Genomic DNA, 16,047 nt, shown 5'->3' with positions numbered 1-16,047 from the left:
CCGATCCGCAAGCCCGGCCACTGACAGGAATTCGTCAGTCGCCATCCCTCCCCCATTGTGGAAAGCCGCCCCATGCTGGCCCCGATGACGCGCGTACCGATCCGCCCGGCCCAGTGCACGCAAGGGAGCAAGGTGTTGAAAGTACTCGTCATGGGCGGCAACCGCTACATCGGCCTGCAACTCGTCCACGAACTGGTAGAACAGGGGCACGAGGTCACCGTACTCAACAGCCATGAAGCGCCCCTCCCCCCGGGCGTCGTGCGCCTGCACGGGCAGCGGCATGAACCCGGCACGCTGGAGCGGCTGCTCGGTCCGCTGCGTGACAGCTTCGACGCGGTGTTCGACAACACATCCTACACCCCCGAACACCTCGAACCGATGATCGCGCTGTTTCGCGGCCGGGTGCAGCATTTCATCTTCACGAGTTCGATCGCGGTCTACGAAATGGCGCTGGCACAGCCGGTCGAGGAAACCGCGCCGCTCGGCCGCGATGCTGTAACCGCCCTCTACGGCGCTTATGCCGCCGCCAAAGTGCAGTGCGAGGAGCGGTTGGCGCGCGAGCATGCCGAAAACGGCTTCCCGGTCACCACGCTGCGCGTCGCGCATACTTGCGGCCCCATGAGCCCGGCAGTAACGCGCGAACCCGGCACGTTCAGGCGCCTTGAACTCGGCCGCCCGCTCCTCATCGCGGGCAAGACCGAGGCCATGGTCCACATCGTCCACACCCGCGATGCCGCGCGCGCGCTGGTCGCCGTGCTGGGCAAGCCCCATGCCGCAGGGCAAGTCTACAACGTGGCGGGCAAGCAGTTTTCGAGCATCGTCAACTATTTGCGCCTGATGGCGCAGGCGGTCGGCGTCGAGCCCGAAATCATCACCATGCCGGACGACCTGCCCGCGCATATGCGTTCGCCCATCGTCCACTGGCTCGAGGCGAGCCGGGGCAGCATGGTGTTCTCCATCGCGCGCACCCGCGCCGAACTGGGCTGGGAACCAAAGTTCTCGCTCGCCGAAGGCCTCGCCGATTCCTACGCGTGGTTCCGCAGCGGCGGCCGCGAAACCTACGAGTACGACTTTGCCCCGGATGACGAGATCCTCGCCGAAGTCGCCCGGCGCGGCGGCATCGCTGCGCAGCAAGGCCCCGCTCGGACCGTGCTGCGCAGCCAGCTTGATACGCTGGAGAACATGTAACGGGGGCCTCCGCCGTCACAGCGGATCGAGGAAGCCCTTCATCCCGTAGCGCGTGTGCGGCCCGACGATGTACTGCTCCAGCGCGCCGACGCCGACCTTGTCCCCGCACGTGGCGCGCACGACTTGTTGCATATGCATGAACTGCGGGGCGTTGATGTCGATCTCGTTGATGTTCCAGCTTTCCAGCCCCCAGGCTTCCTTGCCCTTGTAGAAGCCGTGGCCCCACTCGGGGTTGTTATAGCCAGTGCCGCACATGTGGTAGCGCAGCAGCGGCTCGAGCACGAACGTCTCGGTCCGGCCATCGGGATAGGTCGTGTCGATCTCTGCTCGCTTGATCACCCGGCTGCCCTTGTGAAATTCAAGGCGGTGCGTGCCGCAAATGGCCGCCGTGACTTGCTCCTCATCGAGCTCGTCAAACCCGCTTTTCATATCGAACGTTTTGAAAATCTGGGCAAATTCCTTCCAGCGTTTGCCGTCCTCGTATTCGTGCTGGCCCCAGTGCGTGCAGCGGTCTTCCCAGTGGATCGGCGCCCAGAGCCAGAAGAACTGGCTCGGCATATCGCGTGAGACGCCCTTTTCAGTCTCGCCGGTCCAGCGCCAGCCCCACGAGCGGTCCTTGGTGCCATAGGTCGTCTTCGCGCTGATTTCCGTCCGCTCGCCGTTCACTTCGACCCACCCTTCCCAGCGGCCGAACTGGCTGAAGCGCTTCATCTGCGCGACGGTGCGCACGTTCTGCTTCATGTGATCCGCCGGCTCTTCGTGCGCCACGGTGGTGGCGTGGAAGGTGAGATCGCAGGCAAAGCCGGTGTCATTGGGCTCGACCGTCACGCGCACCGTGCGCATCGGCTCGACGATTTCGTGGCGCATCGGCCCCGCAAACAGATCGGTGCGGTCGCCGGTCAGGTGGCGCGAAGCGTGGAAGCTGTCCTGCGAGCCGTCCTTGCGCACGATCGAGACCGAACCATCCATCACTTCACGGTTGGGGTAGGCGGCGAAGGCTACGCCGATGTAGAATTCTCCATTGAAATCATAGCCGTTGTGCCAATAGCGCGCATACATGTTGCGCTCGCTGGAGAAGAGATACGACAGCGGTTCGGCGGTCTGGTGGATCGGGTAATCGTCAAACTTGATCAGCATTCGGTCTCTCCGGACTTGAATTTCGCGCAAGCGGGGACGCGCAGACCCTCCGCACCATTGCCGACCCTACCCCCGCCCTTGCCACGACCAAGCGACGGAAACCCGTCCATTTACCAATCAGGCCCGACAAACGAGAGAGGTCCACCAACGCAGAAGCGCCAATTGGGAGAGCGTTCGAGTGGGCCGGTTTGCAGACAAGGTTGCCATCGTGACAGGCGGTGCTTCAGGCATCGGCGAAGCGACTGTGCGGCGTCTGCATAGCGAAGGCGCGACAGTCGTGATCTGCGACATCCGCGGCGATGCGGTCGACCGGCTGATCGCGGAGCTTGGCACTGACCGTGCGCACGGCCACCTGACCGACATGATGGACCTCGGCGCGGTCGAGCAGATGGTCACCGACCTGGCCGCGCGGTTCGGCCAGCTCGACATTCTGGTCAACAACGCCGGGATGGGCTCCTTTGGCCGCGTGACGGACATCGACCTCGCCCACTGGCGCGAAGTGATGACGATCGACGTGGATGCCGTGTTCATGGCCAGCCGCACCGCGATCCCGCATCTCACCCGCAGCAGCGGCACGATCGTGAACGTCGCCTCGATTGCCGGGATGCTCGGCGATCACAGCTTTGCCGCCTACAGCGCGGCGAAGGCGGCGGTGATCAATCTGACGCGCTCGATGGCGGTCGATCATGCGCCGCGGGTGCGCGTCAACTGCGTCAGCCCCGGCCTCACCGCAACTCCGCTGGCGGTTGGCCTGACAGGGAACGCCGAAATCATGGCGGGCTACGGCGAATGCATCATGCTGGGGCGCGCGGCCGCTCCGGCCGAAGTGGCCGCCGGCATCGCTTTCCTCGCGTCTTGCGATGCGAGCTACATCACCGGACACAACCTCGTCATCGATGGCGGCATGACCGCGCATAGCGGGCAGCCCAACTTCACCCGGATCCTGGCTGGAAAGAGCCATCTGGATGAAGCCGAAACGGCCATCCGCCGCTGATGCGCGGGAGCAAGCACACGGGCGGGCGGCTCGCTGCGCCTTCTTATCGGGTACTCCGATGGATTCATGGTCAAAGCCGATTGGATAAATCCGCATCGGCACAGCAGGAACGGCAGCAATCCGAGTGCGATCGGGGGCCTTTGCGACTTTGCCTACCCGGCAAGGATGTCACGCAGACGCCCGCCACAACAATCTCGAAAATGAATTATGGGAGGGGTTTAGAATGGCAAATCTGAAATTCATGTCCGGCGTTTGCCTGGCATCGGTTATCGCTGCCGGGATGGGCGGCACCGCATACGCACAGGCCGCCGATGCGCAGCCTGCGGCCACATCCACCACCGACACCAGCGGCGATATCGTCGTGACCGCGCAGCGCCGGTCGGAATCGATCCTCAAGGTTCCGATCTCGATGGCCACCCTCTCGCAGAACGACCTGCGTGCGCGCGGCATCACCAATGCGATCTCGCTGGCGGCACAAGTCCCGTCGCTGCAGGTGAACAGCCCTTACGGCGATTCCATGCCGAACTTCACGCTGCGCGGCATCGGTGTCGGCAACGAACACAACTTCAACCAGGCTTCGCCCATCGGCGTCTACACCGATGACGCCTATATCTCGGCGCGCGCCGTGCAGGGCCTCGGCATGTTCGATCTCGAACGCATCGAAGTTCTCGCAGGCCCCCAAGGCACGCTCTATGGCCGCAACACGACCGGCGGCGCGATCAACTTCATTTCGCGCAAGCCCAGCCTTTCGGGCAGCAACGGCTATGTCGATGTGGGCTATGCCCGCTTCAACACATTCTCTGCAGACGGCGCGGTCGAAACCACGCTTTCAGAAGGCAAGGCCGGCCTGCGCGTCTCGTTCAACTATGCCCGCGGCGATGGCTACATCAAGAACCGCGCGCTTGACCAACCCGCTGCCAGCTCGACCAATTCGATCGCCGGCCGCGCCATCCTGCGCTTGATGCCGACCGAGAAGCTCGACATCACGATCAAGGCATCGATCGGCAAGTCCGATCCGACCCAGGCGGGCATCTTCAACCAGGGCACCGGTCCCAATGGCGCAAGCCCGCTGCAGGGCACGGGCCGCGCCGCCAAGGGCCTGTCGTTCTTCGAGACGGACAGCCCGCGCCTTGGCCGGTCCTACGTCTATACCTACGGCACACAGCTCAACATCAAGTACCAGCTGTCCGATACGGTGTCGCTGTTCTCGCTGACGTCTTACGACCACGCGGACCAGAACTTCACGCAGGAAGGCACCGGCCTGACTTCGGCGACAGCGTTTACCCAGCTGCTCGATACCTCGTATGGCAACCGCTTCAAGATGTTCAACCAGGAGCTGCGCGCCAGCTACACGGGTGACACCACGAAGCTGCAGGTCGGCGGGTACTACGGCTACGACAAGATCAACTCGGATAGCTACTACTGGCTCGTCAACGGCGCGTCGAACATTCACCAGCTCTACGACCAGACCCGCCGTTCCAGCGCGATTTTCGCGCAGGGCGACCAGAAGTTCGGCCATGTCAACGTGACCGTTGGCCTGCGCTACACCTGGGACAAGCTCAAGTACGACAACTACGCTTCGTACCTCGGGCCGGCCGCGCTCAACAACGGCACGCGCGATACCTCGGTCTTCCCGTTCGACAAGTCGCCGCTCTACTTCCTCGGCTCGTATGATGCGACCACTGGCCGCTACAAGTCCGGGCCGGACATCAAGAAGAACAGCCAGGCCCTGACGGCACGCGCTGCGATCAACTACACCTTCGATGGCGGCCAGATCGTCTACGCCAGCTACAACCGCGGCTATCGCGGCGCTTCGCTGTGCGGCCAGTGCTTCACCGGGCCCATCACCGCGACAGAGCCAGAAAAGGTGAATGCCTTCGAGATCGGCGCGAAGGGCAAGTTCCTCGACAACATGCTCAGCGTTTCGGTTGCTGCGTTCCTGATGAAGTACAAGAACCAGCAGATCAACGAGGTCAACGGCGCGAACACCATCCTCGAGAACGTCAATTCGGCGGAAATCAAGGGCTTCGAGTTCGATTTCACCCTGCGCCCGACGAGCGGCCTGCGCTTCTCGGTCAACGGTTCGTTCCTCGATCCGAAGTACAAGGACGGCAAGCTGCTGTTCGGCGATATTTCGGGCTTCCAGATGGCCTATGCGCCGAAGTTCCAGGCCAGCGGGCAGATGGATTGGCAGTTCGCCAAGGCAGGCAGCGGCACGTTCTCGTTCTCGCCCTCGATCGTCTACACGAGCAAGGTCTACTACTCGCCCTACGAGAACACCAACAACCAGCAGTTCCTGCATCAGGACGCGTTCGCGAAGGTCAACGCGCAGATCAGCTACGACACCGAGCGCTACTCGGTGCGGGCGTGGATGAAGAACGCGTTCAACGCCAAGACCTTCGCCGACGGCCTCGATCTGACGGGTGCCTTTGGCTACGTCTACCTGATCCAGTCGCCGCCGCGCACCTTCGGGGCGAGCTTCGGCTACCGCTTCTGACGGCCGCCTTCCCTCAAGGCGCTGCATGTCGCCCCGGCCGGTTCGCCCGGCCGGGGTTTCATGTTTTCGGGGGCGGAGCAATACGCCTGAAGCGCGGAGGATTAGCGCCTATTGTGTTGATCGGGTGAAGGCGTATGCCGTGCCGAGCACTGCGGCAGGAAACCACAACAAGGTGACGCGGGGGAGTCCGGGATGTTTCATGTCGACCTGAAATTGCTGCGCAGTTTTGCGGCAGTGGCCCGCGAATGCTCGGTCACGCGTGCCGCAGAATCGCTGCATCTGACCCAGCCCACCGTGTCCGGACAGATCAAGGAACTGGAAGCCTCGCTGGGCTTTGCCGTGTTCGAGCGCACCACCCGCCAGATTTCGCTGACCGACGAAGGCCGGCTGCTGCTTCCGCCAGTGCTCGAACTGCTGGGCAAGGTTTCGGATGTTCGCGAACTGGCCGAGCGCATGGCCGAGCAGATGAAGCATCGGTTCCGACTGGGTGCGGCCATGTATACGATGGACCTGCCCGACCGGATCGAGATGCTCGATGCCTTCGCCGCGGCCCGTCCCGATATCCGCCTCACGGTCGACAACCGGCTGCAAACCGATCAGGTGCGCGAACTCCTCGGCGGCAGGCTCGATGCCGCACTGCTGCTCGGCGTTCCGGTGCCCATGGCGCCAGCCGAGTTCCTCGGGCATCTCCGCCTCGGCGAAATTGCCAACGAGGTCATCTATCCCGATACGCTGGAGCGGGTCCTGCTGCGCCGCCAGCCGATTGGCCTGCTCGTGCCGGAACACTCCGATCTCGCGCGCTTTGATGTCATCCCGCCGGACCAGCTCGCGGGGCAGACCATCGCCATGCTGAGCGCCGAACACGGCGAGCGGTTCGTCAACCCGATTGCCAATTTCCTGCTGAGCTTTGGCGCAAAGCCGCTGGTTTCGGCGGAGGGCAACGCCATGGCTATCGAACGCTATGCCTTGCGCCACGGCATGCCAGCGCTGGGCATCAACTGGTTCCCCAATCTACCGGGCATGGTGCAGCGGTCTGTCGAGGGCATGGATTTCCACATGGACCTTGCGCTGGTGCTGGGCACTGCTCCCAACACAGCGGCGCGGCGCTTCTTCGATTTTGTTCGCGAATGGGAAGCCACCCGCAGCCAGACGGCCTTCCGGCCTGCACATGCAGCACCGGCAGACCCTCGATCCCGGCTAACGGTCGTTTCCTGAGCGGACTGGCGCGGGGGAGTGCGGCGATGCGGCGCATTCATCGAGACCGCCGATGATTGCGCAGCAAAGCCCGATTGGACCCTGCGCTCAGGCTGCGGAACGCTGCTGGACGCAAAAAACAGACGTCGATTGTCCATGGGAGAGCTGAATGTCGATCGCCCCGGCGAGCCTGGTAGGCCGCGTTGCAGTGCCGCGTCCTGCCGAACTGGATTGTGACTGGCTGAATGCCGTGCTGGGCGAGCGGGGAATCGGCGAAGTCGCCAGCCTCGATGTGTCCCCGGTAGGGGCCGGTCAACTGGGCGAGACGGCGCGGCTGGCCTTGCGCTATGCCCCGGGGGCGAGCGGCCCTGCCACCGTGATCGCCAAGTTCGCCTCAGCCGACGCGGCCAGCCGTGACGTTGCCCGGAACTGGTCGCTCTACGAACGCGAAGTGCGCTTCTACGACGAGCTCGCCAGCCGCGCCGGACTGCGCACGGCAGGCTATTACGGTGCCCGCATGGACGCGGACGGCGGCTTCGTCCTGCTCCTCGAAGACCTCGCGCCCGATGCGCCGGGGGATCAGTTCACCGGATTGTCCCTCCCGCAAATGACGCAGGGCGTGATCGAGGGAGCGCGGCTCCACGCCGCTTTCCGCAACGCCGACGACAGGCCGGACCTTGCCTGGCTCGATGCCGGGAGGATCGCCCAGCCGTTCTACCAGCCCGAAGTGCTGCGGGCGGCCTGGCCCGCTTTCCGCGATCGCTACGCTGATCGGCTGGATGCCCGCCAGATCGAGGTCTGCGATGCGCTCGCCGAACGCTACGAGGTCTTTGCCCGTCCCCGCTCCTCGGCGCGCTGCGTCACCCACAACGATTACCGGCCGGACAACATGCTGCTCGGGCCAGACCGGCTTACCGTGGTCGATTGGCAATCGGTCGCGCTGGGCTGGGGCGCGGTCGATATCGCCTATCTCATCGGCGGTGCCTGCGATCCCGCCGAGCGCCGGGCGCTGGAGCCGGACATGCTGCGTATCTACCACGACGAGCTGGTCCGTCTTGGCGTCGATGACTACACCTTTGTGGAATTACAGCAGGATTATCGCCACTTCACCTTCGCCGGGATCAACGTTGCCGTCGGCGCGGCGATGCTGGTGCAGCGGACCGAGCGCGGCGACCGCCTGTTCCTGACGATGCTCGACCGCTTCGTTACCCATGTGCTGGATCACGATGCCCTCGCGCTGCTGCGCGGATGAACCAGCCTCGCGGGATCGCCCGTGCTACCAATCGGTGCCGCCGATAAATGCGGTTCGATCCCCGATTGGACCCGTCCGCCCGCGCTCTGCACAATGCAGCGCGGGAGAAGGAGACAGTTTCGTGGCGCTGACATTGCAGGACGATATTGACGAAGTGATCGTCGATCCCCGGACCTATGGGGATGAACACGCCTACCACCGCGCCTTTGCGCAGCTGCGCGCGCATGATCCGGTGCACTGGACAAGCCCGCGCGACTTTCGCCCGTTCTGGGCCGTGACGCGCCACGCCGATATCATGGCGGTGGAATCGAATCCCGCCAACTTCCTCAACGATCCGCGCCAGTTCCTCGTCTCCATCGCCGACGAGGAAATGCTGTTCGCGCAGACCGGAAGCCGCAATTTCGCGCGTAATCTGGTGGCCATGGATGATCCCGACCACCGCGCCTACCGCGCGCTGACCTCGGCCTGGTTCGGCGCGAAAAGCGTTCGCTCGCTCGAGACCGAGATCGCGGCGCTCGCGCGCGAGACCGTCGACCGCATGCTCGCCTCGGGCGGGAGCTGCGATTTCGCCAAGGAAATCGCAGCCTGGTATCCGCTGCGCACGATCATGATCGTGCTGGGCGTGCCGCAGGAAGACGAGCCCTTGATGCTGCGCCTGTCGCAAAAACTGTTCGGCAGCACCGATGCCGAAACGGGCGGCGGGGATGCCATGGCCTCGATGGTCGAGGCATTCGCCGCGTTCAACGCCTACTTCGATAGGATCACGCAGGATCGCCGCGCTAATCCGCGCAACGATGTGGCCTCGATCCTTGCCAATGCCACCATCGACGGCAAACCCATCGGCGACAGCGAACGCAACGCCTATTACCTGATCGTCGCGGCGGCAGGCCATGACACCACGAGTTCGGCGATCTCGGGCGGACTGCTGGCGCTGCTGCAGAACCCGGACCAGATGGCACGGCTGCGCGCAGACCCGGAACTGATCGGCAATGCGGTGGAGGAGTTCATTCGCTGGACTTCTCCGGTCAAGCACTTCTTCCGCACGGCGGTGGCCGATTGCGTCGTGGGCGGCAAGCAGGTCCGCGCGGGGGATTCGCTGATGATGTGCTACCCATCGGGCAACCGCGACGAGACGGCATTCGATGCGCCGTTCGACTTCCGCGTCGACCGCGCCGATGCGCGCAAGCACATCGCATTCGGCTATGGCCCCCACCTGTGCCTCGGCAACATGCTGGCCAAGCTGGAAATGCGGCTCCTGTTCAAGGAACTGCTGGAACGCACCGCCGATATTCAGCTGGCGGGCGCACCGGCGTGGGTAGAGGCAAACTTCGTATCGGGCCTGAAGCGGTTGCCGATCAGCTTCACGGCGCGCACATAGCCTGTTGCCAGCGGGGTCGTCGCGTCCCAGCTGGCCTTGGAGTGATGGACATGTCGACCTGCAAAGCTGCCGTGGCTCATGGCGCAAACCAGCCGTTCACCGTGGAAGACGTGGTCGTCACCGCCCCGCGCGCGGGCGAAGTGCTGGTGCGCATCGCGGGAGTGGGCCTGTGCCACACCGACCTCGTGTTCCGCGATCAGTTCGACGCCTTCGCCAAGCCCGCCGTGCTGGGCCACGAGGGTTCCGGCGTGATCGAAGCCATTGGCGAGGGCGTGACCGGACTGGCTCCGGGCGACCGGGTGATCCTCGGCTTCTCCTCCTGCGGCACCTGCCCGCGCTGCGCCGAAGACCTGCCTAGCTATTGCCTCCAGTTCGTGCCGATGAACTACGCCGGCATGCGGCTGGACGATGGCTCGACCGCCTATGCATCGCGCGATGGCGCGCGCATCTCCTCGCACTTCTTCGGCCAGTCCTCGTTCGCCACCTTGGCCATGACGCGCGCGCGCAACGTGGTGAAAGTGCCCGAAACCGCGCTGCCGCTCGAACTCCTCGGCCCGCTCGGCTGCGGCCTGATGACCGGGGCCGGCGCCGTGATGAAGTCCATGGACTGCCGCGCCGGATCGAGCATCGTGGTGTTCGGCGGCGGACCGGTGGGGCTGGCCGCCGTCATGGCGGCAAAAGTGCGCGAGTGCAGCGCCATCATTCTGGTGGAGCCCGTGGCAGATCGGCGGGCGATCGGGATCGAACTGGGCGCAACCCATGCGATCGATCCCGCTGCCGGCGACCTCGGCGAAGCCCTGCGTGCGATCCTGCCGCTGGGGGTAGACTTCGCGCTGGACACCACCGGCAATGTCGGCGTGATCGAAACCGGGCTGGCCAATCTTGCGCCGCATGGCCTGATCGGGCTGGTCGGCGTGCCCAAGGATCTGGGCGCGGCGTTTTCGGTCAATATTGCCGCGCTGATGACACCGGGCCTGCGCATCATCGGCATCATCGAGGGCGATGCCGTGCCGCAGAAATTCATCCCCGAATTGCTGGCGCTCCACGCCGCCGGGCAGTTCCCGTTCGACCGGCTGATCCACACCTATCCGCTGAGCCAGATCAACGAGGCGATTGCCGCGCAGGCGCGCGGAGATTGCATCAAGGTCGTGCTGATCCCCTGATTTGCGCTGTCAGCTGCAACCGGTTCGACGCAATCGCATCGGGGGCAAAGGCAAATGGCGGTGCGAGAGCGCCCCCCAGCCAACTCTCTCTCGGCACATCATATTGTTTTTACACGTTTATATTTCCTACTACGTGCTTGATTTCGGTTGATTTGCACACTCCAAGCTGGCCCCTGGGTGGGATGGCTGTCTGGCAAACCGCTTCTTAGAGTTGGTCGTCTGACCCGCAATCAGGTGACAACGTAAAATTCTTGCGCTAGCGGGACGTTCCATGAACGCATGGGTCCGAGATTCGAAGGCAGGGAAATCGCTTTTTGCGATCGCCGTCCTGCTCGCACTCACCCTGCGTATCCTGATCCCGACGGGCTTTATGCCTACGGTCAGTTCTAACGGCATCGTCGTCGAGCTGTGCTCGGGCATGAGCGGCAAGACGGTCACTATCGATATCGGTAAGAAGTCCACCGGCAATGAGGGGCAGCATACCGCTGAAAGCCCCTGCGCGTTTGCCGCGTGTCTTGGCCACGGTCTAATTTCTGCCGCGGACCTGCCGACCATCCTGCCTTTCGTTTACGGCCTGACCATCTTCGTTGGCACGGCGATTGCCGATCTGACGATCAGCCGTCTCGCGGCGCCGCCGCCGCCATCCCAAGGGCCGCCTGCGCTGAGCTGAGCTCGCGCAGCGGACACTCCAAACCTCGTTCGCTGCTGACCTGCGCTCAGGCTGTGCCTGCGCGCGCGTCTGACATCCGCTTCGGATGGTCAGACCTCAGTGAACAGGTTTCATCATGACTACGGATACAGGGGCGATATCGCCCAAAATCGAGCAACTGCGCACGGTTCGGCGCTGGGCGTGGCGGCTGGTGGTTGCCTTCTTGCTGGTCCACTATGCGGCTGGCGCTGCTCACAATCTGCGTTTCCCGGAGCCGGACTTTTTTCTGGTCAAGGTAGGCTGACGCCATGCCTTATGTTTGCCAAAGTTCAGGCGGGGCAAATTCCGCAAAAGGCCCTTGGGACCCAACCTATTACGGAGCCAGCCGGCCCGTTATCTCGATGACGGCGCCGCGCTCCGCCTTGCCGTGGAGTGCGAAGCGTATCCTGTGGATCGCGGTGGCAGTTTCCGCTGTCATGTCGCTGCGCTTTGCCATGATCGGCGCATGGCCCGTGCTGATCTTCAGTGCGCTCGACATTGGCGGTCTTTATGTCGCCCTGCACATGTTCAGTCGCTCCCGACCACCAGAAGAGCGACTGCAATTCCATTCTGACCGCATCGAGCTTGAACGGATCGATGCCAAGGGGCGGAGCAGCAAGATTGCACTGCCGGCCTACTGGACCCGCCTCGAGACCCAAGAACGACCCGACGGCGATTGCCGCCTGTGGTTGGTGTTCCGTCAGGAACGTCACCCCATCGGCATATGCCTGGGGGCTGCCGAACGACGCGCAATCGCGCCGCAAATCCAACACGCGCTGCAGTCGCAGCGGAACTGAATTCCATTTGAAGGGGAAAATACAATGAAGACATCCATGATCGCCATTGCCGCTGGCCTGGCAATTTCAACTCTATCCAGTGCGGCATTCGCCCAGGAAGTAACGAACAAGGAAGAAAAGCGGCAGGCTGACACAAGCTTTTCGGTCGGCGAAATTATCGTCACCGCGCGTGGAATGGCCGGGAACACCAACAACGTTTTGACCTCGGTCGACCGCATGGGTGGTGATATCGCGCAGAACGCTGACGTCGACAATGTTTTCGAACTTGTCGGGCAGATGCCGGGCATCCAGGTCACCGATTTCAATCAGGGTACGACCAGCGGAAAATTCTCGATGCGCGGCTTCAATGGCGAGGGGAACATCAATGCAGTGAAGCTGCTGATCGATGGAGTTCCGTCGAACAGCAACGACGGCAACATGCCCTATATCGACATGGTCTTTCCGCTCAACATCGAGACCATCGAGGTGGTACGTGGCACGTCAGACCCTCGCTATGGACTGCACGCCATTGCGGGCAGTGCTAACATCATCACCCGTTCGGGCGGCACCTATCTCGATGCACGTGGATCGGTCGGCAGCTACAATACAATCGAAGGCCAACTTGTTGCTGGCCTAGAAACTGGCAATGTCACCCAGAACTATCAGGTCGCTTATCGCGATAGCAGCGGGTATCGTGATCATGCGGACGCACAGCGGCTGAGCCTGTCGGGCAAATGGGGGTTGGCACTGGGCGAAGACGTGAAGCTGGGCGCGATTGCTCGCTACTATAAGGCAGACGCGCTGGAACCAGGCTATCTCACCTTTGCCGACAGCCGCTCCAATCCCCGTATGACCAATGCGTACAATGCGTCTGATGGTGATACGCGCGAGATCCAGCAATATGCGATTACCGCTGATGTTGCCTTCTCCGACCGGCTCGATTGGTCGAGTTCGGCCTATTTCAATCGCCTGCGTGACGATCGTTACGTCAAGTTCTCCGCAGGCGCCTCACAGCAGCGCCGCCTGACCGAAGAGGATCATTACGGCGTCTCGAGTGCATTGCACTGGCATGGCGATGTAGCGGGGATGAACTTGATGTTGGAGGCCGGCGGCGATGTCCAGTGGCAGGACAATCGTTCACTGCGCTGGCTATCGGTTGCTCGGGTCCCCACCAGCCAAACGCGCAATCAGCAGTTCGATCTCACGATAGGTGGGGCCTATGTCCAGGCGATCCTTGAACCTGCGCCATGGCTCCGCATTACGCCCGCCTATCGGGTTGACTGGGTTGGCGGCAATTTCAACAATCGCCTCAATTCGACCACCGCACCGATCAATGACTATGGGAGTATCGACCAGCCCAAGCTTTCGATCGCCATCCTGCCAGTTGAGGGGCTGACGCTCTATGGCAACTGGGGGAAGACCTTCCAGATCGGGCTTGGCTCCGGCGCCTATCTGATTCCGCCGCGCGCCGTAGACCTCGCGCCATCGATCAACGAAGGATGGGAACTGGGCGGAAAGTACCAGCTGGGTGATGTGTTCGAAGCGCGTGTCGCCTATTGGGAGCAGAGCGCAACCGGCGAGATCGCACGTAAGCTGAATGATCCGCTCGGCGATTTCGAGAATGTCGGTTCAACGAACCGCAAGGGTGTCGATGTGCAAGCCAGCGTGCGGCCGATGCCGGGCCTGAATGTCTGGGGAGCTATTGCCTGGCAGGAAGCGATCATCACTGTGCCTGCGCCGGCAACCCCGCAATATGCAGGCAATAGCATCGATCACACGCCGCAGTGGCTTTGGTCGGGCGGCATCGACTGGTCGCCCATTCAAGCGCTGACCTTGTCCCTCAGCGGACGCGGGCAGTCCTCCTATTACCTTTCGAGCGCCAATGCCGAAGGCAAATGGGGCGAGATGACCGTTTTCGACGCAAGCGCCACCTATCGCCTCAACGAAAAGGTCGAACTCGGCCTCACGGTCAAGAACCTCGGTAACGACTTTTACGAATACGTCTGGTGGGATGGTGCGCAATCCCTGCACAGCCCGGCCAACGGCCGAAACGTCACTGCCAGCGTCAGGCTGCGCTTCTGATGCGGCAACCGGGGGACAGATTGCGCCGCGGGGTGCGCAAACTCCATCTTTGGCTGGGGTTTGCTCTGGGCGGCCTGTTTGTCCTGCTGGGTCTGACGGGGTCGGTCCTAGCCTTCTATCCGGAGATTGATGCGCTGCTGCATCCCGAAATCCGGGTGGAGGGCTCGGCTCCACCTGACTGGGACCGAGCCTTGGCAACGGTTCGTACTGCCTATCCGGAAAAGATGGGGCCATGGCGGTTTGAGGTCACCGACGATCCCGGAGCAATTCCTGCTCGCTACTACGATCCACCGGAGCGCGCGGGCCATGCGTTCCGCCCGATGATGGTTTGGCTTTCTCCCGACGGCAGCGAAGTACTGCGCCGTGATTATTGGGGCGAGTACGCGATGACTTTCATCTACGACCTACACTACCGGTTGTTGCTGGGCGAGATAGGCGGAGAAGTGCTGGGCTGGCTGGCTTTTGCGCTTCTGGCATTGTTGCTCAGCGGGCTTTGGGCGTGGTGGCCGCGGGGGTCTTGGGCAAAGGCGCTGCGCATCAAGCGCCATGGCCAACCCCAGCGCACCTTGCGTGATTGGCATAAGATAACTGGTCTGTCGGGGCTGGCTTTCCTGATTCTTTTGACAGCGACCGGCATTATGCTCGAACTTCCCGAGCAGAGCGACACTACTCTTAACGCCATTGGTTTGCCAGTGGATAGCGCCCCCCATGTCCATCGGGCAGGCACAGAAGAAGCCCCTACGACACATGCTGTTGTCCCTTCCCAGGCGATCAGCGCGGCGAAGAGGGCCCTTTCGCAAGCGAGGATTGCTTGGATAGAAACTCCTCCATTAGCGGGAGGCACTTATAGGTTGCGAATGCAGGTTCCCGGGGATCCCAGTTATCGGTTTCCGCACAGCTTCGTCTGGGTCGACGGCGCCACCGGAAAGGTGTTGGCAGTTCAAGATGCACGGAAAAGTCGAGCAGGTACTGCAGTCAACAATTGGGTTCATCCGCTACACGACGGATCCGCGGCGGGGCTAATCGGTCGTCTGCTGGTTGCGCTTGTCGGGCTTGTACCACTGCTGCTTTTTGGCACTGGGCTCCTGCGCTGGCGCTTAATGCAAAGAGCAAGTCGTCCGCCCGCCTGACGATCCGCATGTATAATCAGCCATTATCAGGCGGATTTTTACGCATCCGTAGAATACCGACAGCCAAGATCTGCCCCACTTCTGAGAGCCGCTCCTCTGCCGTCATTTTGCTCGGATCGGGTCCGCCCGGTGCCCATCGAGGCTGAGGGCGCGGTGCTGGATAGAGATCCGCAACTAAGGACGGCTTCTTCGCGAGCAATGCGAGTAGGACCTTAGCTGCCCCTGTCGGTTGCCGGCGGCCTTGTTCCCAGTTTGTCACGGTGCCCACCGGGACACCGATGCTCACCGCGAACTCGTCTTGTGACATCCCGGTCCTAGCTCTGACCGCGGACACATCCACAAATGGAACTTTAACGCGGGATCGGCAGATGATTGGCTCATCGGAGCCTGAGAAGGTCACGGTGACCTTCAAGGCTTTTTTGGGGTTTCTCTGGTGCTTCAGTATCCATCCGGTGAAGGCCACGGCGTGATCCCGACCGGAGCGTAGGCCGGGTTTATGCGGCGATTGCTTCGGAGCGCGGCGCCCAGTTCCAAGGCAGGAGCTCGTCGAGCCTTGTGGCCGGATGAT

14 protein-coding genes are annotated in these 16,047 nt (G+C 62.6%); 12 read left to right on the top strand and 2 right to left on the bottom strand.

The features are described from left to right. The first annotated feature begins 135 nt into the window (after nucleotides 1–135). A complete protein-coding gene (locus CFE35_RS00070; protein WP_292926676.1) occupies nucleotides 136–1,188 on the top strand; it encodes an NAD-dependent epimerase/dehydratase family protein in 1,053 nt (350 codons plus the stop codon). A gap of 15 nt (nucleotides 1,189–1,203) precedes the next feature. Here CFE35_RS00070 and CFE35_RS00065 read toward each other — a convergent pair whose 3' ends face one another. After that, nucleotides 1,204–2,325, bottom strand: a complete 1,122-nt coding sequence (locus CFE35_RS00065) for a hypothetical protein (protein ID WP_292926674.1) — start codon at nucleotides 2,323–2,325, stop codon at nucleotides 1,204–1,206. A gap of 178 nt (nucleotides 2,326–2,503) precedes the next feature. Here CFE35_RS00065 and CFE35_RS00060 point away from each other — a divergent pair, with 178 nt between their 5' ends. The 11 genes from CFE35_RS00060 (at nucleotide 2,504) to CFE35_RS00010 (ending at nucleotide 15,479) form a co-directional block, all read left to right on the top strand. Further along, a complete protein-coding gene (locus CFE35_RS00060) occupies nucleotides 2,504–3,319 on the top strand; it encodes a glucose 1-dehydrogenase (RefSeq protein ID WP_292926672.1) in 816 nt (271 codons plus the stop codon). A gap of 223 nt (nucleotides 3,320–3,542) precedes the next feature. Beyond that, on the top strand, nucleotides 3,543–5,816 hold the full coding sequence (locus CFE35_RS00055) for a TonB-dependent receptor (RefSeq protein ID WP_292926670.1): 2,274 nt from the start codon (nucleotides 3,543–3,545) through the stop codon (nucleotides 5,814–5,816). Nucleotides 5,817–6,008: 192 nt separating this feature from the next. Next, on the top strand, nucleotides 6,009–7,031 hold the full coding sequence (locus CFE35_RS00050; protein ID WP_292926668.1) for a LysR family transcriptional regulator: 1,023 nt from the start codon (nucleotides 6,009–6,011) through the stop codon (nucleotides 7,029–7,031). A 148-nt stretch (nucleotides 7,032–7,179) separates the two neighbouring features. Then, a complete protein-coding gene (locus CFE35_RS00045; protein WP_292926666.1) occupies nucleotides 7,180–8,262 on the top strand; it encodes a phosphotransferase in 1,083 nt (360 codons plus the stop codon). A 121-nt stretch (nucleotides 8,263–8,383) separates the two neighbouring features. After that, complete coding sequence (locus tag CFE35_RS00040; RefSeq protein WP_292926664.1) at nucleotides 8,384–9,640, top strand: cytochrome P450; 1,257 nt, start codon at nucleotides 8,384–8,386, stop codon at nucleotides 9,638–9,640. A gap of 50 nt (nucleotides 9,641–9,690) precedes the next feature. Continuing rightward, the gene (locus CFE35_RS00035; RefSeq protein WP_292926662.1) at nucleotides 9,691–10,803 is read left to right on the top strand and encodes an NAD(P)-dependent alcohol dehydrogenase; all 1,113 of its coding nucleotides are present in this window, start codon (nucleotides 9,691–9,693) and stop codon (nucleotides 10,801–10,803) included. Nucleotides 10,804–11,074: 271 nt separating this feature from the next. Continuing rightward, nucleotides 11,075–11,473 (top strand): hypothetical protein, encoded by a 399-nt coding sequence (locus CFE35_RS00030; RefSeq protein WP_292926659.1) that lies wholly within the window; start codon nucleotides 11,075–11,077, stop codon nucleotides 11,471–11,473. A gap of 115 nt (nucleotides 11,474–11,588) precedes the next feature. Then, nucleotides 11,589–11,756: a hypothetical protein gene (locus CFE35_RS00025; protein WP_292926658.1), complete on the top strand. Its 168-nt coding sequence runs from the start codon at nucleotides 11,589–11,591 to the stop codon at nucleotides 11,754–11,756. Between the two features lie 97 nt (nucleotides 11,757–11,853). Next, nucleotides 11,854–12,288: a DUF2244 domain-containing protein gene (locus CFE35_RS00020; protein ID WP_292926656.1), complete on the top strand. Its 435-nt coding sequence runs from the start codon at nucleotides 11,854–11,856 to the stop codon at nucleotides 12,286–12,288. Nucleotides 12,289–12,312: 24 nt separating this feature from the next. Continuing rightward, nucleotides 12,313–14,349, top strand: coding sequence for a TonB-dependent receptor (locus tag CFE35_RS00015; RefSeq protein WP_292926654.1), 2,037 nt, complete (start codon nucleotides 12,313–12,315; stop codon nucleotides 14,347–14,349). Nucleotides 14,350–14,381: 32 nt separating this feature from the next. Next, nucleotides 14,382–15,479 (top strand): PepSY domain-containing protein, encoded by a 1,098-nt coding sequence (locus CFE35_RS00010; protein WP_292926651.1) that lies wholly within the window; start codon nucleotides 14,382–14,384, stop codon nucleotides 15,477–15,479. 16 nt (nucleotides 15,480–15,495) lie between these two features. On the opposite strand, the gene CFE35_RS00005 is transcribed toward CFE35_RS00010, so the two are convergent. Continuing rightward, entirely contained in the window at nucleotides 15,496–15,942 is a 447-nt protein-coding gene (locus tag CFE35_RS00005; RefSeq protein WP_292926649.1) for a helix-turn-helix domain-containing protein, read from the bottom strand. Between the last annotated feature and the right edge of the window lie 105 nt (nucleotides 15,943–16,047).

It is taken from the genome of Novosphingobium sp. PASSN1, from assembly GCF_002278815.1.
The sequence above is the reverse complement of the archived record's forward strand: the minus strand, read 5'-3'. Positions and strand labels throughout refer to the sequence as shown.

Excerpts from the sequence above, each read along its gene's own strand:
- CFE35_RS00065 (WP_292926674.1), bottom strand. The coding sequence starts at position 2,325 with ATGCTGATCAAGTTTGACGATTACCCGATCCACCAGACCGCCGAACCG.
- CFE35_RS00055 (WP_292926670.1), top strand. The coding sequence starts at position 3,543 with ATGGCAAATCTGAAATTCATGTCCGGCGTTTGCCTGGCATCGGTTATC.
- CFE35_RS00050 (WP_292926668.1), top strand. The coding sequence starts at position 6,009 with ATGTTTCATGTCGACCTGAAATTGCTGCGCAGTTTTGCGGCAGTGGCC.
- CFE35_RS00045 (WP_292926666.1), top strand. The coding sequence starts at position 7,180 with ATGTCGATCGCCCCGGCGAGCCTGGTAGGCCGCGTTGCAGTGCCGCGT.
- CFE35_RS00035 (WP_292926662.1), top strand. The coding sequence starts at position 9,691 with ATGTCGACCTGCAAAGCTGCCGTGGCTCATGGCGCAAACCAGCCGTTC.
- CFE35_RS00030 (WP_292926659.1), top strand. The coding sequence starts at position 11,075 with ATGAACGCATGGGTCCGAGATTCGAAGGCAGGGAAATCGCTTTTTGCG.
- CFE35_RS00025 (WP_292926658.1), top strand. The coding sequence starts at position 11,589 with ATGACTACGGATACAGGGGCGATATCGCCCAAAATCGAGCAACTGCGC.
- CFE35_RS00020 (WP_292926656.1), top strand. The coding sequence starts at position 11,854 with ATGACGGCGCCGCGCTCCGCCTTGCCGTGGAGTGCGAAGCGTATCCTG.
- CFE35_RS00015 (WP_292926654.1), top strand. The coding sequence starts at position 12,313 with ATGAAGACATCCATGATCGCCATTGCCGCTGGCCTGGCAATTTCAACT.